The 22,327-nt window shown below is 72.3% G+C and carries 24 protein-coding genes; 16 read left to right on the top strand and 8 right to left on the bottom strand.

What is annotated here, in order from left to right:
* The first annotated feature begins 130 nt into the window (after positions 1 to 130).
* The gene (locus ACIOWN_RS00930) at positions 131 to 1,348 is read left to right on the top strand and encodes an alpha/beta hydrolase (protein WP_401979580.1); all 1,218 of its coding nucleotides are present in this window, start codon (positions 131 to 133) and stop codon (positions 1,346 to 1,348) included.
* Between the two features lie 66 nt (positions 1,349 to 1,414).
* Positions 1,415 to 2,269, top strand: coding sequence for a DUF4429 domain-containing protein (locus ACIOWN_RS00925; protein WP_362347501.1), 855 nt, complete (start codon positions 1,415 to 1,417; stop codon positions 2,267 to 2,269).
* Positions 2,270 to 2,325: 56 nt separating this feature from the next.
* Here the strand turns inward: ACIOWN_RS00925 and ACIOWN_RS00920 are convergent, their stop codons facing one another.
* Positions 2,326 to 3,348, bottom strand: coding sequence for an aldo/keto reductase (locus ACIOWN_RS00920; RefSeq protein WP_362347499.1), 1,023 nt, complete (start codon positions 3,346 to 3,348; stop codon positions 2,326 to 2,328).
* Between the two features lie 72 nt (positions 3,349 to 3,420).
* Positions 3,421 to 3,894, bottom strand: a complete 474-nt coding sequence (locus ACIOWN_RS00915; protein ID WP_362347497.1) for a MerR family transcriptional regulator — start codon at positions 3,892 to 3,894, stop codon at positions 3,421 to 3,423.
* Between the two features lie 106 nt (positions 3,895 to 4,000).
* Between ACIOWN_RS00915 and ACIOWN_RS00910 the strand changes: the two genes are divergently transcribed.
* The 3 genes from ACIOWN_RS00910 to ACIOWN_RS00900 are packed head-to-tail and all read left to right on the top strand — an operon-like array spanning position 4,001 to position 5,885.
* Positions 4,001 to 4,471 carry a GNAT family N-acetyltransferase gene (locus ACIOWN_RS00910; RefSeq protein WP_362347495.1) on the top strand — a complete coding sequence of 157 codons (471 nt, stop codon included), beginning with the start codon at positions 4,001 to 4,003 and terminating at the stop codon, positions 4,469 to 4,471.
* Positions 4,472 to 4,489: 18 nt separating this feature from the next.
* Positions 4,490 to 5,314, top strand: coding sequence for a serine hydrolase domain-containing protein (locus ACIOWN_RS00905; RefSeq protein WP_362347493.1), 825 nt, complete (start codon positions 4,490 to 4,492; stop codon positions 5,312 to 5,314).
* A gap of 13 nt (positions 5,315 to 5,327) precedes the next feature.
* Positions 5,328 to 5,885, top strand: coding sequence for a GNAT family protein (locus tag ACIOWN_RS00900; RefSeq protein WP_362347491.1), 558 nt, complete (start codon positions 5,328 to 5,330; stop codon positions 5,883 to 5,885).
* 25 nt (positions 5,886 to 5,910) lie between these two features.
* Here ACIOWN_RS00900 and ACIOWN_RS00895 read toward each other — a convergent pair whose 3' ends face one another.
* Positions 5,911 to 6,573 (bottom strand): pirin family protein, encoded by a 663-nt coding sequence (locus ACIOWN_RS00895; RefSeq protein WP_362347489.1) that lies wholly within the window; start codon positions 6,571 to 6,573, stop codon positions 5,911 to 5,913.
* Between the two features lie 95 nt (positions 6,574 to 6,668).
* On the opposite strand from ACIOWN_RS00895, the gene fasR reads away from it, so the two are divergent.
* The 5 genes from fasR (at position 6,669) to fabF (ending at position 11,641) form a co-directional block, all read left to right on the top strand.
* Positions 6,669 to 7,874, top strand: coding sequence for a fatty acid biosynthesis transcriptional regulator FasR (gene fasR, locus ACIOWN_RS00890; RefSeq protein ID WP_362347487.1), 1,206 nt, complete (start codon positions 6,669 to 6,671; stop codon positions 7,872 to 7,874).
* An 89-nt stretch (positions 7,875 to 7,963) separates the two neighbouring features.
* On the top strand, positions 7,964 to 8,881 hold the full coding sequence (locus ACIOWN_RS00885) for an ACP S-malonyltransferase (protein ID WP_362347485.1): 918 nt from the start codon (positions 7,964 to 7,966) through the stop codon (positions 8,879 to 8,881).
* Positions 8,882 to 8,902: 21 nt separating this feature from the next.
* A complete protein-coding gene (locus ACIOWN_RS00880; protein WP_362347483.1) occupies positions 8,903 to 9,934 on the top strand; it encodes a ketoacyl-ACP synthase III in 1,032 nt (343 codons plus the stop codon).
* 100 nt (positions 9,935 to 10,034) lie between these two features.
* A complete protein-coding gene (locus ACIOWN_RS00875; protein ID WP_003989952.1) occupies positions 10,035 to 10,283 on the top strand; it encodes an acyl carrier protein in 249 nt (82 codons plus the stop codon).
* A gap of 86 nt (positions 10,284 to 10,369) precedes the next feature.
* Entirely contained in the window at positions 10,370 to 11,641 is a 1,272-nt protein-coding gene (fabF, locus tag ACIOWN_RS00870) for a beta-ketoacyl-ACP synthase II (protein WP_401979572.1), read from the top strand.
* Positions 11,642 to 11,710: 69 nt separating this feature from the next.
* Here the strand turns inward: fabF and ACIOWN_RS00865 are convergent, their stop codons facing one another.
* Positions 11,711 to 12,205: a DUF3145 domain-containing protein gene (locus tag ACIOWN_RS00865; RefSeq protein WP_141361221.1), complete on the bottom strand. Its 495-nt coding sequence runs from the start codon at positions 12,203 to 12,205 to the stop codon at positions 11,711 to 11,713.
* Between the two features lie 253 nt (positions 12,206 to 12,458).
* Between ACIOWN_RS00865 and ACIOWN_RS00860 the strand changes: the two genes are divergently transcribed.
* Both ACIOWN_RS00860 and ACIOWN_RS00855 read left to right on the top strand, forming a co-directional pair.
* On the top strand, positions 12,459 to 13,337 hold the full coding sequence (locus ACIOWN_RS00860) for an SGNH/GDSL hydrolase family protein (protein WP_401979570.1): 879 nt from the start codon (positions 12,459 to 12,461) through the stop codon (positions 13,335 to 13,337).
* Positions 13,338 to 13,416: 79 nt separating this feature from the next.
* A complete protein-coding gene (locus ACIOWN_RS00855) occupies positions 13,417 to 14,394 on the top strand; it encodes an aldose epimerase family protein (RefSeq protein WP_401979568.1) in 978 nt (325 codons plus the stop codon).
* Positions 14,395 to 14,538: 144 nt separating this feature from the next.
* On the opposite strand, the gene ACIOWN_RS00850 is transcribed toward ACIOWN_RS00855, so the two are convergent.
* The 3 genes from ACIOWN_RS00850 to ACIOWN_RS00840 all read right to left on the bottom strand — a co-directional run bounded on the left by ACIOWN_RS00850 (position 14,539) and on the right by ACIOWN_RS00840 (position 16,996).
* Positions 14,539 to 15,384 (bottom strand): EI24 domain-containing protein, encoded by an 846-nt coding sequence (locus ACIOWN_RS00850; protein ID WP_401979566.1) that lies wholly within the window; start codon positions 15,382 to 15,384, stop codon positions 14,539 to 14,541.
* A gap of 73 nt (positions 15,385 to 15,457) precedes the next feature.
* Complete coding sequence (locus ACIOWN_RS00845; RefSeq protein ID WP_362347472.1) at positions 15,458 to 15,877, bottom strand: organic hydroperoxide resistance protein; 420 nt, start codon at positions 15,875 to 15,877, stop codon at positions 15,458 to 15,460.
* Between the two features lie 120 nt (positions 15,878 to 15,997).
* Positions 15,998 to 16,996: an NADP-dependent oxidoreductase gene (locus ACIOWN_RS00840; protein ID WP_401979564.1), complete on the bottom strand. Its 999-nt coding sequence runs from the start codon at positions 16,994 to 16,996 to the stop codon at positions 15,998 to 16,000.
* Positions 16,997 to 17,083: 87 nt separating this feature from the next.
* Here ACIOWN_RS00840 and ACIOWN_RS00835 point away from each other — a divergent pair, with 87 nt between their 5' ends.
* Entirely contained in the window at positions 17,084 to 17,533 is a 450-nt protein-coding gene (locus tag ACIOWN_RS00835) for a MarR family transcriptional regulator (RefSeq protein WP_362347468.1), read from the top strand.
* Between the two features lie 382 nt (positions 17,534 to 17,915).
* Here ACIOWN_RS00835 and ACIOWN_RS00830 read toward each other — a convergent pair whose 3' ends face one another.
* Positions 17,916 to 18,719 carry a hypothetical protein gene (locus ACIOWN_RS00830; protein ID WP_401979561.1) on the bottom strand — a complete coding sequence of 268 codons (804 nt, stop codon included), beginning with the start codon at positions 18,717 to 18,719 and terminating at the stop codon, positions 17,916 to 17,918.
* A 337-nt stretch (positions 18,720 to 19,056) separates the two neighbouring features.
* Here ACIOWN_RS00830 and ACIOWN_RS00825 point away from each other — a divergent pair, with 337 nt between their 5' ends.
* The 3 genes from ACIOWN_RS00825 (at position 19,057) to ACIOWN_RS00815 (ending at position 22,327) form a co-directional block, all read left to right on the top strand.
* Entirely contained in the window at positions 19,057 to 20,220 is a 1,164-nt protein-coding gene (locus ACIOWN_RS00825) for a mandelate racemase/muconate lactonizing enzyme family protein (protein WP_362347464.1), read from the top strand.
* Positions 20,217 to 21,221, top strand: a complete 1,005-nt coding sequence (locus ACIOWN_RS00820; protein WP_401979557.1) for a zinc-binding dehydrogenase — start codon at positions 20,217 to 20,219, stop codon at positions 21,219 to 21,221. Before ACIOWN_RS00825 ends, ACIOWN_RS00820 begins: the two co-directional genes overlap by 4 nt.
* A 137-nt stretch (positions 21,222 to 21,358) precedes the next feature.
* Positions 21,359 to 22,327, top strand: a complete 969-nt coding sequence (locus ACIOWN_RS00815; protein ID WP_362347460.1) for a hypothetical protein — start codon at positions 21,359 to 21,361, stop codon at positions 22,325 to 22,327.

The raw sequence follows: 22,327 nt of genomic DNA, 5'->3' as shown, positions 1-22,327 counted from the left end.
CTTGAACTGCTTTACGCCCGCCGGACCTTGGACACGCTCAGCGGCTGAGGTCACCGTCACGCCGCGCGAAACGTGATACCTGTCACTCGGTTAACGCGAGACCGTCTCGTTCTCCTAGTGTGTCCTTCCAGTGACTTCCTTCGACGCCTCCCCCCAACTCAACGTCTGGCGCGCACTGCTCGCGCTGGCCGTGGTCTTCGTGATGCTGGCCACCACCGGCTGGACCGCGGTGCGCGGCCATCGCGGGACCACCGCCCTCCAGGCGTCGCTGACCGCCTGGGACCACGGCCGCCTGCACGGGCACCGGCTGCCGGACGCGGACGCCTCCCCCGATCTGCTGCGGCGCTTCTTCGACTCGCTCGGCTCGCAGGACCGCGGCCGGCTCGCCCGTCGCTATCCGCTCGCGGTCGGCAACATGGCCGGCGCCCCGGTCCGGCTGCGCTACCAGGCCAACCGCATCGCGCTGCGCCAGGCGCGCAGAACCGAGCTGGCCCGCACGCACGACAGCCGGCTCTCACTGGCCGGGCAGCAGGACGCGGGCCGCCGCATGCAGCGCTACACCTCGCTGATGGCGAAGGACCGGCAGATCCTGGCCTTCGATCCCGAGGGCTCGGGCCGGGTCGCCGAGGTCTTCGGCGACCTGCGCAGGGCCGAACGGGTCTCCGTCGTCGTCCCCGGCGTCGACACCGACCTGATCACCTTCCGGAAGACCTACCGCCCGTACTCGGCGCCGTACGGCATGGCGAAGTCGCTGTACGCGGCGGAACGCGAGGCGGACCCCTCGACCCGTACGGCCGTGATCGCCTGGGCCGACTACACCTCGCCGAGCGGGCTCGGCGTGGACGCGGCCACGGCGATGCGCGCCACGGAGGGCGCGGTGCGGCTGAACAAGCTGCTGCGGGGGCTGCCCGGCGACTCCTCCGTCTCGCTGTTCTGCCACAGCTACGGGTCGGTGGTGTGCGGCGTGGCCGCGCGTGCCCTGCCGCGGCGGGTCTCCGACATAGCGGTGGCCGCCAGCCCGGGCATGCGCGTGCAGAGCGCCTCCCACTTGCACACCTCCGCCCGGGTATGGGCGATGCGGGACGCCACGGACTGGATCCAGGACGTGCCCTACCTCGAACTCGGCGGCCTCGGCCACGGCGCCGACCCGGTCTCCCCGGCGTTCGGGGCACGGGTTCTCTCGGCACAGGATGCCAAGGGCCACGCCGGCTACTTCGAGCCGGGCACCGACAGCCTGGCCAACTTCGCCGAGATCGGGGTCGGCGCGTACGGCTCGGTGCGGTGCGCACATGACGACGACGGATGCCGGGCGGATTTGTCCGGCGCGACACCGGCCGGACGCGCGTAGAGACAGCAGGAACTGCGGTCCGCCCGGGGAGGGACGCGGGAGCCCCGGCCCCCTACGATGAGCCGCATGGGTGATGTACTGGCCGGATTTCATGCTGCCTGGGAGTTCGAGTCCGATTCCGTGCTCATCCGCTACGAACGGGGGATTCGAACACCCAAGCTCTTCCAGGTCCTCGGAACCCGCAGGATCCCGCTGGCGGCCCTCGCGGGCGTGACGCTCGGCGCGGGGCGCCGCGGCACCGTGGTCCTGCGTGCCGAGCCCAGACCGGGCGCCGACCCGTTGATGGACGCGGCCGACGGGCAGCTCAAGGAGAGCTGCGACCCGTACCGCCTGGTGCTGCCCGCCGGACAGGAGCCGCTGGCCGAGCGCTACGCCGAGCAACTGCGCGCCCGGCTCTTCGCGAGCGGACCGGCCGACCGCCATCTGGTGGCGGCACCAGCGGCCCCGCTCCAGTTCAAGGCGTACGACGGGAAGGCGTCCTTCGACGGTACGGCGGTGCGGTTCCGGTGGTCCTGGACGGGAGCCTCCTCGGCCAAGTGGAAGGCCGGGGACCAGAGCTTCCCCGTCGCCGACATGGGCGGGGTGCAGTGGCGCTCCCCCGAGGCCTTCGAGGGGCATCTGCGGCTGCTGCCGCGCGATCCGGGCGCCGCCGCACCTCTGTCGCAGCCGGACCAGGATCCGGCCTCGGTGGTGTTCGGGCTCGGATACGGGCCGGTGCACGAGTCACTGCCGTTCGCCGCGGCCGTCCTGGCGGCGGTGCGGGAGGCGGGTCCGGCGACGCCGGTACCGGTGCCGGCCCCTCACCGCGACCCCGCCGGCATCGCGGAACGGATCCGCCACCTGGGGGAGCTGCATCGGGCGGGGCTGGTCACCGACGAGGAGTTCTCGCTGAAGAAGGCGGAACTCCTGTCCGAGCTGTAGGAGTTACCGCTCGGCCGAGCCGCGGGGCTACTGCTCCGCTCGGCCGAGCCGCGGGGCTACTGCTCCTCCCGGCCTCGCGACGTGAACGCCATGTCGGCGTAACGCGGCCCCGACACCTTCGCGGCGATCGGCTCAAGCAGCGCCAGTTCCTCGTCCGTCAGGACGATCCGGGTCGCCGCCGCGTTCTCCTCCACCCGGCTCGCCCTGCGGGTGCCGGGGATCTGGACGACCGGGAGGCCGTGCACGGACGACTGCTGCTGCACCCAGGCCAGCGCGATCTGCGCGAGCGAGGCTCCATGGGCCTCGGCGACCGTGCGGACCGGCTCCAGCAGGGCGGCGTTGGCCACCGCGTTCTCCCCCTGGAAGCGGGGCATGGTGCGGCGGAGGTCGTCGCCGGTCAGATCCTTCTCGGCGTCGACGAACCCGCCGGTCAGGAAGCCCCGGCCGAGCGGCGAGTACGGCACAAGCGCCACGCCGAGATCGCGCGCCGCGGGCACCACGTGCGCCTCGATGTCGCGGCTGAACAGCGACCACTCCGACTGCACCGCGGCGATCGGGTGCACGGCCCGCGCGGCCCGCAGTTCGCCGGCCGTGACCTCGCTCAGGCCCAGGTGCTTCACCTTGCCCTCGCGCACCAGCTCGGCCATGGTCCCGACGCTCTCCTCGATCGGGACGTTCACGTCGCGGCGGTGCATGTAGTAGAGGTCGATCACGTCGACGTCCAGGCGCCGCAGGCTCGCCTCGGCGGCCTGCCGGATGTACGGCGGGTCGTTGCGGATGATCCGCCGGTTCGGCTCGTCCGGCGGGATCGACAGGGCGAACTTGGTGGCGATCACGACCTCGTCCCGGTGCGCCTTGACGAAGGGCGCGAGGAACCGCTCGTTCTCGCCCCGCCCGTAGGCGTCGGCCGTGTCGTAGAGGGTCACGCCCAGTTCCAAGGCGCGTTCCAGGGCGGCGCGGGACTCCTCCGCGTCCGTGGGGCCGTAGGCGAAGCTCATGCCCATGCAGCCGAGGCCCTGTACGCCGACCTCCGGTCCCTCCTCACCCAGCCGTACGGTCGGGATCCTGCTTTCGGTCATCGCGTTGTCTCCGTTTCTCAGGAGCGTGCGTCTTCTCAGGAGCGTGCGGCTTCCCGGCGGCGCTTGCGCCGCTCAGTGTCGTCCGGCGTCCGCGTAGAAGCTGATCTTGCGGTCCAGTACCGCCAGCGTGTCGCGGAGTTCGGCGATCCGGGCCAGGACGTCCCGGCGGGTCGCCTCCAGCAGCGCGCACCGCTCGCCGTAGGTGCTCTCGCCCGCGCGCACCAGCTCCGCGTACCGGACCATGTCGGCGACCGGCATCCCGGTCAGCCGGAGCTTGCCGACCAGGTCGAGCCAGTCGAGGTCGCTGTTGCTGTACCGGCGCTGGCCGGTGTGCGAGCGGTCGACGTGGGGCATCAGGCCGATCCGCTCGTACCAGCGCAGGGTGTGGGCCGTCAGCCCGGTGAAGGCGACGACCTCGCTGATCGTGTATCCGTCCTGCCCGTCGGGGCGTGGATGCCGCCGGGGCGGGGCGGAACAGAGGTCGGCGCCGGTGGGGGCTTCCTCGGTCTTCTCGATGGTCACGGCCGTGGTCTGCGTCACCGTCATGGCCTCAACGCTATGGCCTTCGAGTGCGCTCCAAGCAAGCCGGGTCCGGCACCGGGGCGGGAAATACGCGCGACGCGGCACGTGCGGGGTCGTTAGCGTGCCGGTCATGAGTCTCGTACGACGCGCTGAGCCCGAGGACGCCGCGGAAGTGCTGCGACTGCGCCAGGTGATGATCGACTCGGTCCACGGCACCGATCCTTCCACCGACTGGCACGCGGAGTCCCTGCCCGTCCTGCGCGCGAGGCTGGCCGACCCGGACGGGGACTTCGCGGCGTACGTCGTGGACCATCCGGAACGACCGGGGGCGCTGGCCGCGCTGGTGGCGGGCACGATCGACTACCGGATCGGCCGGGCGGGCCACCCCGGGGGCGCGGTCGGCCACGTCTTCAGCGTCGCGACGGATCCGGACGCCCGCCGTCGCGGGTACGCGCGCGCGTGCATGGAGACGCTGCTGGACTGGTTCCGCGAGCGCGGGGCCGGCCGGGTGCAGCTCACCGCGTCCACCGAGGGGGCGCCGCTGTACGCCTCCCTCGGCTTCCGGCCCAAGCCCGACCCGTTGCTGGAGCTGTGGCTCTGAGCGCTTAGGCTCGACGTCATGTCGTTGAACTCCCTGGCGTCGATCGAGAACTGGCCGGTCCCCACCGCGGCGGCGGGCGTGGTCCGCGCGGACGGCACGGTCCTGGGCACCCACGGCCCGGCCGCGCGGCCCTTCCCGCTGGCCTCGGTCACCAAGCCGCTGGCGGCCTACGCGGTGCTCGTCGCCTACGAGGAGGGCGCGATCGAGCTGGACGAGCCGGCCGGGCCGCCCGGCGCGACCGTCCGCCATCTGCTCGCCCACACCTCGGGGCTGGCCTTCGACGAGCACCGGGTGATGGCCCCGCCCGGCGAGCGGCGGCTGTACTCCAACGCGGGCTTCGAGCAGCTCGGCGACCATGTGGCGAAGGTCACGGACATCCCGTTCGCGGAGTACCTGCGCCAGGCGGTCCTGGCCCCGCTGGGCATGACGCGGACGACCCTGGACGGCTCCCCGGCGAAGGACGCGGTCTCGACGGTCGACGACCTGCTCCTCTTCGCCGCCGAGATACAGGCCCCGCGCCTGCTGGACCCGCGCACGGTCGCCGAGGCGATGACGGTCCAGTACCCCGGCACCAAGGGCGTCCTGCCGGGCTACGGCCACCAGAACCCCAACGACTGGGGCCTCGGCTTCGAGATCCGCGACTCCAAGTCCCCCCATTGGACGGGCACTTCCTCCTCCCCTCGCACCTTCGGCCACTTCGGCCAGTCCGGCACGTTCCTGTGGACCGACCCGGCCGCGGGCGCGGCGTGCGTCGCCCTGACGGACCGCCCCTTCGGCCCGTGGGCGACCGAGGCCTGGCCGCCGTTCACGGACGCGGTCCTGTCCGAACTGCGCGCCGCCTGAGACCCGGCCGGCCATGGACCTCGATTTCCGGCGCCTGCTCCCTTCGGACACCGAGCCCCTGGTCCGCTTCCTGACCGGTGAGAGCTGGCCGCTGCACAGCGTCAGCGAGGTGGACGGCGACACCGCCCGCCGCTGGATCGCCGAGGGACGCTTCGAGAGTGAGGAGAACAGGAGCTTCTGGATCCTCGCCGCCGAGGAACCCGTCGGCCTGGTCCGGCTCCTGGACCTGGCCGACGACACGCCCCTGTTCGACCTTCGCCTGCGGGCCGGGCACCGGGGGCGCGGCATCGGCCGCGAGGCCGTGACCTGGCTGACGCGGTATCTGTTCGAGGAGTTCCCGCACATCCGCCGCATCGAGGGGACCACGCGCCAGGACAACCACGCGATGCGCCGCGTCTTCCTGCGCTGCGGCTACGCCAAGGAAGCCCACTACCGGGACGCCTGGCCGGACCGGGACGGCACGCTCCACGACACGGTCGGCTACGCGATCCTGCGCCGCGACTGGCTGAGTGGGCGCGTCACGCTCCCGCGGTGGGACGACGAGCCCGACGGCCGGGGGCCGGGGAGGTAACGGGGCGTCGTCTCCGTTCACGGGGTCAGGCGGCCGCCATCTCCCACATCAGCAGCTCCGCGTCCGTCAGGGCCTCCGCCTCGGCGTCCCCGGCCGACGTGAGGCGGGCCGCGTCCCCCGGGCCCAACTGATTCTCGCCCAGGCGCACTTCGCCCCGCACCACATGGACGTACACGTACGCCGCGTCCGGGACCGCCGTCCGTTCGCCCGTCGCCAGGCGGCGGACGTGGAGCATGGCGCCGGCCTCCGGGACGGCGTACGGGGTGGAGTCGGCGATGCCGTGGACGAGTTCGTAGCAGGGGGTGCCACCGGGCTCCAGGGGGGCCAGCCAGGTCTGGACGAAGGTCAGGGGGCCGGGGCCGGCGTTGCGTTCCACGTGGTGGACGCCGCCCGCCGAGCTCAGGCGCTGGACGTCGCCGGGGCGGACCACCGTCTCGCGGCCCGTGGAGTCGCGGTGGGTCAGTTCGCCCTCGACGACCCAGGTGACGATCTCGGTGTGGCTGTGCCGGTGCTCGTCGAAGCCGGCGCCGGGGGCCACATGTTCCTCGTTGCAGGCGATCATCGCGCCGAAGCGGAGGTTGTCCGGGTCGTAGTGCGGGCCGAAGGAGAAGGCGTGCCGGGAGGTGATTCCGGCGGCCGGCTCGCCGCCCTCGTAGCGCTCTGCCGCGCGCCGTACTTCCGTCGTCACGCGGACCACCGTAACTCCCGGCTGTGAGGGGCCCCGGCAGCCCAGGCCAGACCCGGCCACACGCACGCACGTCCGGATGAGGCAGTCTTGTCCCCGTGCCCGAACCCGAAACCCGCCAGGCCGATGCCGCAGTCCACTCCGTCCATCCCCATGCCGCGACCCTGAAAAGACTGGAGAAGTCCTCCGGGTCGCTGGCCGCGCAGGCGATCGCGCGGATGGACGAGACGCTGCCGTGGTACCGGGCGATGCCCCCGGAGAACCGTTCCTGGATCGGGCTGGTCGCCCAGGCGGGCATCGCCGCGTTCACCGAGTGGTTCCGGCACCCGGACGCGCCCCAGGCGATCTCCACCGATGTGTTCGGGACCGCGCCGCGCGAGCTGACGCGGGCGATCACGCTGCGGCAGACCGTGGAGATGGTGCGCACCACGATCGAGGTCATGGAGTCGGCCATCGACGAGGTGGCGGCGCCGGGCGACGAGTCCGCGCTCCGGGAGGCGCTGCTCGTCTACGCCCGTGAGATCGCCTTCGCCACCGCCCAGGTCTACGCGCAGGCCGCCGAGGCACGCGGTGCCTGGGACGCCCGGCTGGAGTCCCTGGTCGTCAACGCGGTGCTGAGCGGGGAGGCCGACGAAGGGGCCGTGTCGCGGGCCGCCGCCCTGGGCTGGAACTCTCCCGAACACGTGTGCGTGGTGCTCGGGACCGCTCCCGACGGGGACTCCGAGCTGACCGTGGAGGCCATCCGGCGGGCCGCCCGGCACGCCAAGCTCCAGGTGCTCACCGGGGTCCTCGGGGACCGGCTGGTCGTGATCGCGGGCGGCAGCGACAATCCGCTGGCGGTGGCCAAGTCGTTGATCGGGCCGTATGCCCCGGGCCCCGTCGTCGCCGGGCCCGTCGTGCCCGATCTGCTCGCCGCGACCCGGTCCGCGCAGGCCGCCGCGGCCGGGCTGAAGGCCTGCTCGGCCTGGCAGGACGCGCCGCGGCCGGTACTGGCGGACGATCTCCTGCCGGAGCGCGCCATCGCCGGTGACCCGGGCGCACGGGAGCAGTTGGTAGAGGAGATCTACAGACCGCTGGAGGAGGCCGGCTCCGCGTTGCTCGAAACGCTCAGCGTCTATCTGGAGCAGGCGAGCAGTCTCGAAGGCGCGGCCAGGATGCTCTTCGTTCACCCGAACACCGTGCGCTACCGGCTCCGACGTGTGACTGACGTCACCGGTTGGTCACCCTCCGATGTACGATCCGCGTTCACCCTGCGGATCGCACTGATCCTGGGGCGTCTGGCCGACGGAGATCCCCAGGCCTAGGCTTTTGTCGGGGGCCCACAAAACCCCTTCCTGTTCTTCGTCCCTGTCCCCACGGGCGGTCGCGGCCGTCCCCAAGAGAGAGTGTGAGAGTGCTCGTACTCGTCGCTCCCGGCCAAGGCGCCCAGACGCCCGGCTTCCTGACTCCCTGGCTCGAACTGCCCGGCGCCGCCGACCGTGTGGCCGCCTGGTCCGACGCCATCGGCCTGGACCTCGTCCACTACGGCACGCAGGCCGACGCGGACGCGATCCGCGACACCTCGGTGGCCCAGCCACTGCTGGTCGCCGCCGGGCTGCTGTCGTCCGCGGCACTGGGTGACACCGCCGCGGACGTGGTCGCGGGCCACAGCGTCGGCGAGATCACCGCCGCCGCGTTCGCGGGCGTCCTGGACGACAGCGCGGCGCTGACCCTGGTCCGCCGCCGCGGCCTGGCCATGGCCGAGGCCGCCGCGATCACCGAGACGGGCATGTCGGCGCTGCTCGGCGGCGACCCGGACGTGTCCACGGCGCACCTGGGCAAGCTGGGCCTGACCCCGGCGAACGTCAACGGGGCCGGCCAGATCGTGGCCGCCGGCACCATGGAGCAGCTCGCCGCCCTGAGCGAGGACATGCCGGAGGGCGTGCGCAAGGTCGTCCCGCTGAAGGTGGCCGGCGCCTTCCACACGCACCACATGGCGCCCGCGGTCGAGAAGCTGGCGGAGGCCGCCAAGGCGCTCTCGCCCGCCGACCCGAAGGTCACCTACGTCTCCAACAAGGACGGCCGGGCCGTGCACAGCGGCGCCGAGGTCGTCGAGCGGCTGGTCGGCCAGGTCGCCAACCCGGTCCGCTGGGACCTGTGCATGGAGACCTTCAAGGAGCTGGGCGCCACCGCTCTGATCGAGGTCTGCCCCGGCGGCACCCTGACCGGCCTGGCCAAGCGCGCGCTGCCCGGCGTGAAGACGCTGGCGCTGAAGACCCCCGACGACCTCGACGCGGCCCGCGAGCTCATCGCCGAGCACGCGAGCGCCTGACGCCTTAAGGAGCCGACGAGCATGTCGAAGATCAAGCCCAGCAAGGGTGCCCCGTACGCGCGCATCCTCGGTGTGGGCGGCTACCGGCCCACACGCGTGGTGCCCAACGAGGTGATCCTCGAGACGATCGACTCGTCCGACGAGTGGATCCGCTCGCGCTCGGGCATCGAGACCCGGCACTGGGCGTCGCCCGAGGAGACGGTCGCGGCGATGTCGATCGAGGCCTCCGGCAAGGCGATCGCGGACGCCGGGATCGACGCCTCGCAGATCGGCGCCGTGGTCGTCTCGACGGTCTCGCACTTCAGCCAGACCCCGGCCATCGCCACCGAGATCGCGGACAAGCTGGGCACGGACAGGGCGGCCGCCTTCGACATCTCGGCGGGCTGCGCCGGCTTCGGCTACGGCCTCACCCTGGCCAAGGGCCTGGTCGTCGAGGGCTCGGCGGAGTACGTGCTGGTCATCGGCGTGGAGCGGCTCTCCGACCTGACCGACCTGGAGGACCGGGCCACGGCCTTCCTGTTCGGTGACGGCGCAGGCGCGGTCGTGGTCGGCCCCTCGCAGGAGCCCGCGATCGGCCCGACCGTGTGGGGCTCGGAGGGCGACAAGGCCGAGACCATCAAGCAGACCGTCCCGTGGGACCGCTTCAGGATCGGCGACGTCTCCGAACTCCCTGTCGACAGCGAGGGCAACGTCAAGTTCCCCGCGATCACGCAGGAGGGCCAGGCGGTCTTCCGCTGGGCCGTGTTCGAGATGGCGAAGGTCGCCCAGCAGGCGCTGGACGCGGCCGGGATCACCCCGGACGAACTGGACGTCTTCATCCCGCACCAGGCCAACGTGCGGATCATCGACTCGATGGTGAAGACGCTCAAGCTGCCGGAGCACGTCACGGTCGCCCGTGACATCCGCACCACCGGCAACACCTCGGCCGCCTCGATCCCGCTCGCGATGGAGCGGCTCCTGGCGACCGGCGAGGCGAAGAGCGGCGACACCGCGCTCGTCATCGGCTTCGGGGCGGGTCTCGTGTACGCCGCGACGGTCGTTACCCTCCCCTAGGCACTCCGTGCCGGATCATGCTTCCGGTGCGGGACCGCACACCCCTGCCGCTGACGCGGTGGGCGCCACACCCTCTGGAAATCTACGAAGGAGCGCCGACATGGCCGCCACTCAGGAAGAGATCGTCGCCGGTCTCGCGGAGATCGTGAACGAGATCGCCGGGATCCCGGTCGAGGACGTCCAGCTGGACAAGTCCTTCACCGACGACCTGGACGTCGACTCGCTGTCCATGGTCGAGGTCGTCGTCGCCGCCGAAGAGCGTTTCGACGTCAAGATCCCCGACGAGGACGTCAAGAACCTCAAGACGGTCGGCGACGCGACCGACTACATCCTCAAGCACCAGGGCTGATCGACCGATCACAGCCTTGGGCTGACTGCCCCGCCACCCGGCGGTGGCGCCGTACGAATCCTCGTTCCGTTGGAGAAAGAATTCCCGTGAGCTCGACCAATCGCACCGTGGTCGTCACCGGTATCGGCGCAACCACACCGCTGGGTGGCGACGTAGCTTCCACCTGGGAGGGCCTGGTCGCCGGCAAGTCCGGCGTGAAGCCCCTGTCCCAGGAGTGGGCGGCGGACCAGGCCGTCCGTATCGCCGCCCCGGTGGCCGTGGAGCCGACCGAGGTCATCCCGCGGCCGCAGGCGCGCCGGCTGGACCGCTCCGCGCAGTTCGCGCTGATCGCGGCCCAGGAGGCCTGGAAGGACGCCGGTTTCACCGGCAAGGCCGGTGAGGACGGTTCCGTCGATCCGGACCGGCTCGGCACGGTCGTCGCCTCCGGCATCGGCGGTGTCACCACCCTGCTGGGCCAGTACGACGTGCTGAAGGAGAAGGGCGTCCGCCGGGTCTCCCCGCACACCGTCCCCATGCTGATGCCGAACGGCCCGTCGGCCAACGTGGGCCTGCTCGTGGGCGCCCGCGCGGGTGTGCACACGCCGGTCTCGGCGTGTGCCTCGGGTGCCGAGGCCATCGGCTACGCCATCGAGATGATCCGCACCGGCCGGGCCGACGTCGTCGTCGCCGGCGGTACGGAGGCGGCGATCCACCCGCTGCCCATCGCCGCGTTCGGCAACATGATGGCGATGTCGAAGAACAACGAGGACCCCGAGGGCGCCTCGCGCCCCTACGACGTCGACCGGGACGGCTTCGTCCTCGGCGAGGGCGCGGGTGTGCTCGTCCTGGAGTCCGCCGAGCACGCCGCCAAGCGCGGTGCCCGCGTCTACGCGGAGGCGGTCGGCCAGGGCATCTCCGCCGACTCCCACGACATCGTCCAGCCGGAGCCGGAGGGCCGGGGCATCTCGCACGCCCTGCAGCACCTGCTGGAGAACACCGGCCTGGACCCGGCGGAGATCGTGCACGTCAACGCGCACGCGACCTCGACGCCGGCGGGTGACATCGCGGAGCTGAAGGCGCTGCGCAAGGTCTTCGGCGACGACGCCGACCACATGGCGGTCTCCGCGACCAAGTCGATGACCGGTCACCTGCTCGGTGGCGCGGGCGGCGTGGAGTCGGTGGCGACGGTGCTGGCGCTGTACCACCGGGTGGCTCCGCCGACCATCAACGTCGAGAACCTCGACCCCGAGGCCGAGGCGAACGCGGACGTGGTCCGCGGGGAGGCGCGCAAGCTGCCCGCCGAGGGCCGTATCGCCGCGCTGAACGACTCGTTCGGCTTCGGCGGGCACAACGTCGTGCTGGCGTTCCGGTCGGTCTGAGACCCCGGCAGCGGATGTCGGAAGGGCCCCCACCGGTCGGTGGGGGCCCTTCCGTTGTGCGAGCGGTCGTCAGACCACCTGGTGCAGCCAGCGCACGGGGGCGCCTTCACCCGCGTAGCGGAACGGCTCCAGCTCGTCGTCCCAGGGCTTGCCCAGGAGCTTGGCGAGTTCGGCCTCCAGGTCGGTCTCCCCGCGCTGGGAGCGCAGCAGGGCGGCGCGCAGCCGGTCCTCGGGGATGAGGATGTCGCCGTGGATGCCGGTGACGGCGTGGAAGATGCCGAGGTCGGGGGTGCAGCTGTAGCGCTCGCCCTCGGCGGTGGGGCAGGGCTCGGCGGTGACCTCGAAGCGGAGCAGCTGCCAGCCGCGCAGCGCGGAGGCGAGCTTGGAGGCGGTGCCGGGCTGGCCCTGCCAGGAGAACTCCGAGCGCCAGGTGCCGGGAGCGGCGGGCTGCCGGATCCAGTCCAGGCTGACGCGCGTACCGAGCACCCCGGCGACGGCCCACTCGACGTGCGGGCACAGCGCGCGCGGCGCGGAGTGCACGTACAGAACTCCACGTGTCGTCACCGGGACCTCCGGGCAGAGCGGGACATGGTGCGGGCGGGCGGACAGCGGTGGCGTGTGAGGCCACGTTGATGGCGAGGCTACCGTGCGACGGGGCAAGGAGTGTGACGTACCGTCGGTCCCGGTGCCAGGAAACGCCCTCCATTCACCCAGGGGGACGCTTGTACGGGTGCGCGCCGCCCACTCGAGTGGGGGCGGGAACCCTCGCGCGTTCTCATGGAGGGGAGCACTTCACGACGACCGAGGGGATCACGGCATGCGGAAACGACGTCACCGTACCCGGGCCGCCCACGCCGTCGTGGCGGCGGCCGTACTGGCCACCGCGGGCTGCAACGCCGCCGGTCTCGGCGCGGGGGCCGGGGCCTCCCGCCCGGCCGCGGCACCGCCCGTCTGGAACACCAGCCCGGCCTCGATCGCCGCGGTCGGCGACTCCATCACCCGCGGTTTCGACACCTGCCTGGTGCTGACGGACTGCCCGGAGGCGTCCTGGGCGACGGGCAGCGACGCGTCGGTCAACAGCCTGGCGGTGCGGCTGCTCGGGTCGACCGGGGCGGCCCGGAGCAGCTGGAACTTCGCGGTGACCGGGTCCCGGATGTCCGATCTGCACAGCCAGATGGCGCAGGCCGTGAAGAAGAAGCCGCAGCTGGTGACGGTGATGGCCGGAGCCAACGACGCCTGCCGCGACTCCCTGGACGCGATGACGCCGGTGGCGGTCTTCCGGACCGAGTTCGAGGTCGCGATGGACACACTGCGTCAGGCCCTGCCCAAGACACAGGTGTACGTCTCCAGCGTGCCGGACCTGAAGCGGCTGTGGTCCGAGGGCCGTACGAACGCGCTGGGCAAGCAGATCTGGAAGCTGGGCATCTGCCCGTCCATGCTGGGCGACGCCGACGCGCTGGACGCGGCGGCCACCAAGCGGCGCGACACGGTGCAGGCCCGGGTGCGGGCCTACAACGGGGTGCTGAAGGAGGTCTGCGCGAAGGACGGCCGCTGCCGCTTCGACAACAACGCCGTCTTCGACTACCGCTTCGGCACCGACCAGCTCAGCCGCTGGGACTGGTTCCACCCGAGCCGCGACGGCCAGGCGCGGCTAGCCGAGATCGCCTACCGGACCGTCACCGCGAAGACACCCTGACGCTGCCTCTGAACAGCCCCCCGAACGGCCCTTGAAGCGCCCCTGAAGGCCCCCGGACGACAGGACTTAGGGTTTCCCCATGAGCGAACTCTTCGGCACGCTGGCCGACGGCACCGAGGTGCACCGCTGGACGCTGGAGCGGGCCGGGGTGTGGGTACGGGTACGGGTGCTGTCCTACGGCGGGATCGTGCAGTCGGTCGAGGTCCCGGACCGGGACGGGCGCACGGCGGACGTGGTGCTGGGCTTCCCCGGCCTCGACGGCTACCTGGCCCACCCCGAGCCGTTCCTCGGCGCGCTGATCGGGCGGTACGCCAACCGGATCGCCGGGGGCCGTTTCCCGCTGGACGGACGGACGTACGCGCTGGAGCAGAACGAGGGCGGCAACTCGCTGCACGGCGGGGACGGCGGCTTCGACAAGCGGATGTGGGAGGCGGAGCCGGTCGAGCACGGGGTGCGGCTCAGCCGGGTCAGCCCGCACGGCGAGGAGGGCTTCCCGGGCCGCCTGGAGGTCTCGGTGACGTACACCCTGGACGCGGCGGGCGCCCTGCGCATCGCCTACGAGGCGGTCACGGACGCGCCGACCGTCGTCAACCTCACCAGCCACTCGTACTGGAACCTCGGCGGCCGCGGCGACACGGGCGGCCACGAACTGCGCCTCGCCGCCTCCCGGTACACCCCGGTGGACGCGGAGCTGATCCCGACCGGCGCCCTCGACGAGGTGGCGGGCACCCGCTTCGACTTCCGGCAGCCGCGCAAGACGGGCTCCGGATACGACCACAACCTGGTCCTCGACAAGGGCGTCACCGGCGAGCCGGTGGAGGTCGCCGAGCTGCACGATCCGGCGTCCGGCCGGGTCCTGACGGTGGCGACGACCGAGCCCGGCCTCCAGCTCTACACCGGCGACCACCTTCCCACCCCCTTCGCCCCCGGCGACGGGATCGCCCTGGAGACCCAGCACTTCCCGGACTCCCCCAACCACCCCGGCTTCCCGAGCACCGAGCTGCGGCCGGGCGAGGTCTTCCGCTCGGAGACGGTGTACGGCTTCTCGGCGCGCTGAACGCGCCGGCCCCGGCCCGGGGGTCAGGTCCCGGGCCGGGCTGCCGGTGGGCGGACTCGGCCCGGACCAGACGTTAGCCGCCGGGAGGAGAAGGGGGCCGGTCATCGGGCACGGGGCCCGCGATCTCGTACGAACCCTTCACAATCAACGGCGGCTTCGCCGCTGTGGCGCGGCCCCCGGGTCAGGCGGGTGCAAAGACTCCGACGGAGAGGGCGTCCGCGGTGCCGGAACGACCGCGTCGCCGGTCTCCTCGTCCAGCAGCTCACGGGCGAGCAGGGTGGCGCCCGCGACCGCGCCCGGCATGAGGAACACCGCCACGAACGGCACCAGGAAGGCCAGGCCGAGCGGGGCGCCGAAGCCCCAGACCAGCAGCTTGCGGGAGCGCAGCAGGGCCAGCCGGCCGCCGAGTCCCACACCCCGGCGCTGGAGGGCGACGGCGGTGAGCTCCTCGGTCAGGAAAAAGCCGGTGACGAAGACGCCGAGCACCGGCACGACCGTCTGCCCGACGAACGGCAGGAAGCCCAGCGCGAAGAGCAGCACGCCCCACAGCGCGGCCCGTACGACGATCCGCAGGCTGTCACGGGCCGAGAGCCACAGCTCGCGCCAGAACGGCAGGCCGGACTCGGGTGCCGTGCCGTCGGGCGACACGTCCCGGTCCACCTGCTCGGACAGGCTCTCGTAGAAGGGCTGGCCGATCAGGAGGGTGACCGCGGTGAAGGTGACCACGGCGAGGAGCAGCCCCAGGGCGAACAGCACGGCGGTGAGCAGGCCGCGGAAGAGACCGGACCAGGGGCCCGGCCAGTCGTCGGCGAAGGGGGTGGCCCACGTGACCGCGTCGTCGCCCCACAGCGCCAGCGCGGTGAGAGCCGCCGCGTACAGCACGAGGGTGATCAGACCGGGGAGCAGTCCGAAGCGGTACCACTGCCCGTGCCGGGCCATCCAGCGCTGGCCTTTGAGGAGATGGGCGAAACCGGCCCCGAGGTCACGCATGGGAAGACTGTATGCGGGGCCCGCGCCCGCCCACCCTCCGGGTGCGCGGGCGCGGGCGACCGAGCCGTACGGCTCAGCCCAGTGTCACGGTGACGTCGCCTCGGGTCGCCTTCGAGTAGGGGCAGACCTGGTGGGCCTTCTCCACCAGGCTCTTGGCCGTGGCGGCGTCGACGTTCGGGATGTCCGCGGAGATCTCCACGATGATCCCGAACCCGTCCTCGTTCTTGCCGATGCCGACCTTCGCGGTGACGGTGGAGCCGGAGATGTCGGCGCCCTCCTGGCGGGCGACGACGCCGAGGGCGCCCTGGAAGCAGGCGCTGTAGCCGGCGGCGAACAGCTGCTCCGGGTTGGTGCCGGCGCCGCTGCCGCCCATCTCCTTGGGCGGGTTGACGACGACGTCGAGCTTGCCGTCGTCGGTGGCGACCCGGCCGTCGCGGCCGTTCTCGGCGGTGGCGACGGCGGTGTACAGAACGTCGGAGTGCTGGATGGCCATGGGGTTGCGTTCCTTCCTACGTCCGCCGCGACTCGCGCCCACGGTCGCACCTGGCGGTTTCAGGTTCCGGAATGAAGTTACCGCATGCCGAAACTTCCGGGAACTGCTGTCAGGGCGGGGTCACAGCTTGACGATCATTTTCCCGGTGTTGTCTCCGCGCAGCACTCCGAGGAAGGCCTCCAGGGTGTTCTCGATGCCCTCGACGACGGTCTCGCGGTACTTCAGCTCGCCCGAGCGCACCCAGGCGCCGACCTCCCGCACGAACTCGGGCTGGAGGTCGGAGTGGTCGCCGACGAGGAAGCCCTGGATGCGGCCGCGGGTCTGGATCAGCCGGGCGAGGTTCCTCGGGCCCGGGGCGGGCTCGGTGTTGTTGTACACCGAGATCATGCCGCAGACGGCGATGCGTCCGCCCAGGTTGAGGGAGCCGATGGCGGCCTCCAGGTGCTCGCCGCCGACGTTGTCGAAGTAGATGTCGACCCCGTCCGGGGCGGCGGCCTTCAACTGCTCGGCCACCGGGCCGTTCCGGTAGTTGAAGGCGGCGTCGAAGCCGTACTCCTCGGTCAGCAGCCGGACCTTCTCGTCGGAGCCCGCGGAGCCGATCACCCGCGACGCGCCCTTGAGCCTGGCGATCTGACCGACCTGGCCGCCGACAGCGCCGGCCGCGCCCGAGACGAAGACCGCGTCGCCCTCCTTGAAGGAGGCGATGCGCAGCAGACCGGCGTAGGCGGTCAGCCCCGTCATGCCCAGCACACCGAGGTACGCCGGCAGGGGCGCGACCTCGGGGTCGACCTTGACGGCGCCGCGGCCGTTGACGGCGGCGTACTCGCGCCAGCCGCCGAAGTGCAGGACGTGGTCGCCGACCGCGATCCCCTCGGCCTCGGAGGCGACGACCTCGCCGACGGCGCCACCCTGCATGGGCCTGCCGAGCTCGTACGGCTCGGCGTACGACTTGGCAGCGTTCATCCTTCCCCGCATATAGGGGTCGACGGAGAGGTACTCGTTGCGCACGAGGACCTGGCCCTCGCCCGGCTGCGGAACCTCGGCCTCGACCAGGGCGAAGTCCTCCGGTTTCGGCCAGCCGACCGGGCGGCTGAGCAGGTGCCATTCTCGGTTGATCACGGCAGGCGCCTTTCAGTTACTTCAGTGTCTGAAACAACCATGCACCTGAATATTTCATCGAGTCAAGTAAGCCGGTACCCTGGTCGCATGGCCGCCGCACCGAACACCCGCCGCCCCGACGCGCTGACCCTGGAGGTCGTCGAGCTGATCGGGGACGTCGTGGCCCGCTTCTACGAGGAGTACGAGGAGGCCGCCGGTGAGCACGCGCTGACCGGGGCGCAGGCGCGGCTGCTGAGCCTGCTGTCGCTGGAGCCGCTGCCCATGCGGAGGCTGGCGCAGAAGCTGAAGTGCGAACCGTCGAACGTCACCGGGATCGTGGACCGGCTGGAGACACGGGGACTGGTGGAGCGGCGGCCGGATCCGGGCGACCGGCGCGTGAAGCTGGCGGCGGCGACGGAGGAGGGGCGGCGGGTGGCCCGCGAGCTGCGGGAAGGGCTGCGCTTCGCCCGGGAGCCACTGGCGAGCCTCTCCGAGGGAGAACGGCTGGCACTGCGTGACCTGCTGCGGCGAATGGTGGACGAGGGGGAGCCGGGCTGACGGGCCCGGCCGGGCGACGAACTCGGCTGAGGGGTCCGGCTGAGGGGCCCAGGCCCCCGGGACCCGGGCTGAGCAGCTCGATGAACGGCTCGGGTCGAGAGGCTCGGGCTGAGCGGTCCGGCTGACGGGCCCGGCCGACGAACTCGGCTGAGCGGTCCGGCTGACGGGCCCAGGCCCCCGGCACCCGGGCTGAGCGGTTCGGCCGAGGGGCTCGGGGCGACGAGCCCCATGAGGGCCGGCTGAACGGCGCGGCCCGGCTGCGCGCGGCCGCCGCTATGGGGGCGCGCGGCCCGGCGCCGGCCGCGGGTTCGTCAATCACCCGTGGTCGCCGCCCTGTTCAGCGTGGAGCCACCGTGCGGCCCTCAGGCCCGCGCGTCGCGCCCTACGTGCACCACCACAGGAAGCGGTCGCAGGTGTGGGTCGGGGTGGGCGTGGGGTCCGGCTGAGGGGGCGGCGGGGCGGGGTCGCTCGTCGGGGGGTCCGCGGGCTCGGGCTCCTCCGGGGTCGCGGGGTCCGGTGCGCCCGGCCGGTCCGCACTCCGGCCCGTGTCGCTCTGCGCCGGCGCCTCGGCCGACTGCCGGGGGCTGCTCGTGTCGCTCGCGTCCGGTTCCGGTTCGTCGTCCTTCGCGGAGGCCGAGGGAGAGGCCGACTTCGAGGCGTCCGGCGTGGCCGTGTCCGTGGTGGTCCCCGGCGCGTCGTCAGCCGGCCCGGCCGTCCCGCCGGTGTCCGAGGGGGACGCGTCGTCCTCGGACACGTCGTCGCCGACCGCGGCCGGCTCCTGGCTGGAGAAGCCCGGCAGGCCCGGCGCGTCCACGCCGAGTTCGGCCAGGCTCAGACCGCCGCCCGCCAGGACGAAGCCGACGGCCGTCAGCAGGATGCGGCGGCGGCGCCTGCGGTGGACCGCGGCCTTGCGGTCCCGCCGGCTCGCACTCCCACCCCCCGCACTCTCCGCGTCCTCGGCGTCCTCGGCGTCGTCCTCGACGTCCCCGTCGTCCGCCCCGCCCTCGGCTGCTCCGCCCCGGCCGCGCGAGCGGCGCCGCCCGGACCGCCCCTCGGGCTCGGCACGGCCGTCGTCACCGTCGTCACCCTCGCCCTCGTTGTCCCGATCGCGCTCAGCGCGCCCCTCGTCGGGGTGGAACTCCCCACTCTTCTGCGGGACTTGGGTGGCAGCGGATTCCGCACTCACCCCGGGGTCCTCCGCGTTCGCGGGACGTGACTCCACTGGGGTGCCGCACCCCGGGCAGGCGAGGGCGCCGTTCAGGTGCCGTCGGCACGGGTGGCAGTAGTTCATGACGCGGGAAGAGTAAGTTCCGGATGGGCGCGGTTCCTAGCCACCCCTGTGAAGGTTCTGTGCGGGATCGAAAAAGTGACCGACAGGCCCGCCAAAACCGTTATCTGTCGGACCCATTGACACCCTCACCACACCATCTTTACTGTCGCGCCAGCATTTCGAACGTCTGACGAAATATCGAACACCGATGACAACGACGACAGCGATGTCGAGCAGCTGAGGGGCGGGCACCGTGCGCATCACCGGAATCAGCACCCATGTGGTCGGGACGCCGTGGCGCAACCTGACCTACGTCCAGGTGCACACCGACGAGGGCATCACGGGGGTCGGCGAGACCCGGATGCTGGGCCACACCGACGCTCTGATCGGCTACTTGAGGGAGGCCGAGGCCAACCACATCCTCGGCTCGGACCCGTTCGCCGCCGAGGACCTCGTCCGCCGGATGAAGTACGGCGACTTCGGCCGCGCCGGTGAGATCGTGATGTCCGGCATCGCGGTCGTGGAGATGGCCTGCTGGGACATCAAGGGCAAGGCGCTCGGCGTCCCCGTGTGGCAGCTGCTCGGCGGCAAGGTCACCGACCGGGTGAAGGCGTACGCCAACGGCTGGTACACCACCGAGCGCACCCCGGAGGCGTACCACAAGGCCGCGCAGGGGGTCGTGGAGCGCGGTTACCGGGCGCTCAAGATCGACCCCTTCGGCACCGGGCACTTCGAACTCGACCACGAGGGGACCCTGTACGCCGTCTCGCTCATCGAGGCCGTACGGGACGCCATCGGCCCCGGCACCGAGCTGATGCTGGAGATGCACGGCCGCTTCTCCCCCGCCACCGCCGTCCGGCTGGCCAGGGAGATGGCGCCCTTCGCCCCGGCCTGGCTGGAGGAGCCGGTGCCGCCGGAGAACCTGAAGGCGCTGCGGAAGGTCGCCGCCAAGGTCGACATCCCGGTCGCCACCGGCGAGCGCATCCACGACCGGATCGAGTTCCGCGAGCTCTTCGACGACCAGTCCGCCGACATCATCCAGCCGGACGTCGGCCACATCGGCGGCATCTGGGAGACCCGGAAGCTGGCCGCGACCGCCGAGACGCACTACATGCTCGTCGCCCCGCACAACGTCGGCGGGTCCGTACTCACCGCCGCGTCGCTCCAAGTGGGCTTCGCCACACCGAACTTCAAGATCCTGGAGCACTTCAACGACTTCGCCGACGCGGAGATCAAGAAGGTGGTCAGGGGCGCGCCCCGGGTGAATCCGGAGGACGGCTGCTTCCACCTCTCCGACGCGCCCGGTCTCGGCGTCGAGCTGGATGTCGACGCGGCGGCCGAATTCCCCCAGCAGCAGGCCCGGTTCGACCTGTGGGCCGAGGGCTGGGAGCAGCGCAGGCCGAAGGGGACGAAGTGAGTACCGAGGTCGTCGTCGAGGCCCCGGGCGCGCACCGGATCGCCGGGCACACGCCGCGCGACCCGGGGCCGGGCGAGGCGCTGGTCGCCGTGCACGCCGTGGGGATCTGCGGCAGCGACCGCGAGGTGTACCAGGGCAACCGGCCCGAGGGGTACGTGCGTTACCCGCTGACGCCTGGCCACGAGTGGTCCGGGACGGTCCGGCGGGTGGGCGCCGGGGTGCCCGGCCCTCTCGTGGGCCGCAAGGTCGTCGGCGAGGGTTTCCGCAACTGCCAGGTGTGCGACCGCTGCCACGCGGGCGAGACGACCCTGTGCACGGCGGGGTACGAGGAGACCGGCTTCACCCGGCCCGGCGCGATGGCCACCACGCTGACGCTGCCGGCCCGGCTGCTGCACGTGCTGCCCGAGGACGCCGACCTCACCGCCGCCGCGCTGCTGGAGCCGGCCGCCTGTGTCGCGGCCGCCGCGCTGAAGGCGGACGCCCGGCCGGGCGAGCGGGTCGCCGTGGTCGGCACCGGCACGCTCGGGATGTTCGCCGTGCAGTTCCTCAAGGCCCTCTCCCCGGCCGAGCTGATGGTCGTCGGCACACGCGACGACCGCGAGGCCCTGGCCCGGCGGTTCGGCGCCACCGGCTTCTCCACCAAGGACCGGCGGCTGCCCGGCGGCTTCGACGTGGTGATCGAGACGGCCGGGTCCGCGGACGCGGCGCGCACCGCCGCCGGGCTGCTCAGACGCGGTGGGCGGCTGGTCCTGACGGGCATCCCGGCCCCGGGTGCCGAGGGACTGGACCCGACCGACCTCGTCGTACGGCAGCTGGAGGTGCACACCGTCTTCGGGGCGCCGCCGGACGCCTGGGCGCACACGGTGCGGGTGTTCGCGGCCGGGCTGCTCGATCCGCTCCCGCTCGTCACCCACGAGCTCCCGCTCGCCGAGTTCCCGCACGCCATCGAGCTGGTGGGGGCGGGCGATCCGAAGGTGGGCAAGGTGCTGCTCCGCCCGTGACCGGTGTGCCGCTCACGGCGTGATCCAAAGGGCGCCGCGAGCGCACACCGGGCCCGCGTCACCGCCGGCCCCGTGCACGGCCCGCCATCCCCGGAGCCACGAACCTTGTCCGAGATACCGAACACGAAGGACAGCCTGTGACCGACGCTTCCGCCACGGCCGCCCGCAGACCCGCTGAGCAGACGCTCACCGCACTGGGCCTCGGCGCCCCCGCCCTCGACCCCGCCGACACCTCGCCGCACGCCTTCCCCGGCGGCGGCCGCTGGCGCACGGAGATCCCCTCGTGCGAGGGCCCGGAGGCGCTGGCGGTGGTCCTCGACGAGGCCGCACGGCTCGATGTGCCGATCCACCGGATCAGCCAGGGCAGCGGCGTGTGGATGCTGACCGACGCCGAGATCGGCGAGATGGTCGACGCGAGTACCGCACACGGCGTCGAACTGTGCCTGTTCACCGGCCCGCGCGGCACCTGGGACACCGGTGGCTCGGTGCGCTCCGACTCACGCGGGGCGGGGCTGCGCGCCCGTGGCCACGACGCGGTCGCCGGGTGCGTCGAGGACGCCGTCCGGGCCACGGAGCTGGGCGTGCGCTGTCTGCTGGTGGCCGACGAGGGGGTGCTGTGGACGCTGCACCGGGCGCGTACGACGGGTCTGATCCCGGCCGACACCACCCTGAAGGTGTCCGCGCTGATCGGACCGGTGAACCCGGCGTCGTACGCCGTCTTCGAGCGTCTGGGCGCCGACTCCGTGAACGTGCCCAGCGATCTGACGCTCCATCACCTCACCGAGATCCGGCGGGTGTCGGGCGCCCCGATGGACATGTACATCGAGGCGCCCGACGACCTCGGCGGCTATGTGCGGATGTACGAGGTCGCCGAGCTGATCCGGCGCGGCGCACCGCTCTACCTGAAGTTCGGCCTGTCCAAGGCGCCCGGCATCTACCCGTACGGACACCACCTGCGGGAGCTCACCCTGGCCACGGCCCGGGAACGGGTGCGGCGCGGCCGGCTCGCCCTGGACCTGCTCGCCCGCCACGGCGCCGCCGGTGACATGGCGCCGCTCGGCTCCCGGCTGCCGGGCCCGCTCCACCGCTTCCCCACCGGCGCCTGA

Origin of the sequence: Streptomyces sp. NPDC087787 (assembly GCF_044743035.1) — a bacterium.
Taxonomy (GTDB): Bacteria; Actinomycetota; Actinomycetes; order Streptomycetales; family Streptomycetaceae; genus Streptomyces.
The sequence above is the reverse complement of the archived record's forward strand: the minus strand, read 5'-3'. Positions and strand labels throughout refer to the sequence as shown.

Coding starts and splice junctions, on each gene's coding strand:
- ACIOWN_RS00925 (WP_362347501.1), top strand. CDS start 1,415: ATGGGTGATGTACTGGCCGGATTTCATGCTGCCTGGGAGTTCGAGTCC.
- ACIOWN_RS00920 (WP_362347499.1), bottom strand. CDS start 3,348: ATGACCGAAAGCAGGATCCCGACCGTACGGCTGGGTGAGGAGGGACCG.
- ACIOWN_RS00915 (WP_362347497.1), bottom strand. CDS start 3,894: ATGACGGTGACGCAGACCACGGCCGTGACCATCGAGAAGACCGAGGAA.
- ACIOWN_RS00910 (WP_362347495.1), top strand. CDS start 4,001: ATGAGTCTCGTACGACGCGCTGAGCCCGAGGACGCCGCGGAAGTGCTG.
- ACIOWN_RS00905 (WP_362347493.1), top strand. CDS start 4,490: ATGTCGTTGAACTCCCTGGCGTCGATCGAGAACTGGCCGGTCCCCACC.
- ACIOWN_RS00900 (WP_362347491.1), top strand. CDS start 5,328: ATGGACCTCGATTTCCGGCGCCTGCTCCCTTCGGACACCGAGCCCCTG.
- ACIOWN_RS00880 (WP_362347483.1), top strand. CDS start 8,903: ATGTCGAAGATCAAGCCCAGCAAGGGTGCCCCGTACGCGCGCATCCTC.
- ACIOWN_RS00875 (WP_003989952.1), top strand. CDS start 10,035: ATGGCCGCCACTCAGGAAGAGATCGTCGCCGGTCTCGCGGAGATCGTG.
- ACIOWN_RS00860 (WP_401979570.1), top strand. CDS start 12,459: ATGCGGAAACGACGTCACCGTACCCGGGCCGCCCACGCCGTCGTGGCG.
- ACIOWN_RS00855 (WP_401979568.1), top strand. CDS start 13,417: ATGAGCGAACTCTTCGGCACGCTGGCCGACGGCACCGAGGTGCACCGC.
- ACIOWN_RS00850 (WP_401979566.1), bottom strand. CDS start 15,384: ATGCGTGACCTCGGGGCCGGTTTCGCCCATCTCCTCAAAGGCCAGCGC.
- ACIOWN_RS00845 (WP_362347472.1), bottom strand. CDS start 15,877: ATGGCCATCCAGCACTCCGACGTTCTGTACACCGCCGTCGCCACCGCC.
- ACIOWN_RS00835 (WP_362347468.1), top strand. CDS start 17,084: ATGGCCGCCGCACCGAACACCCGCCGCCCCGACGCGCTGACCCTGGAG.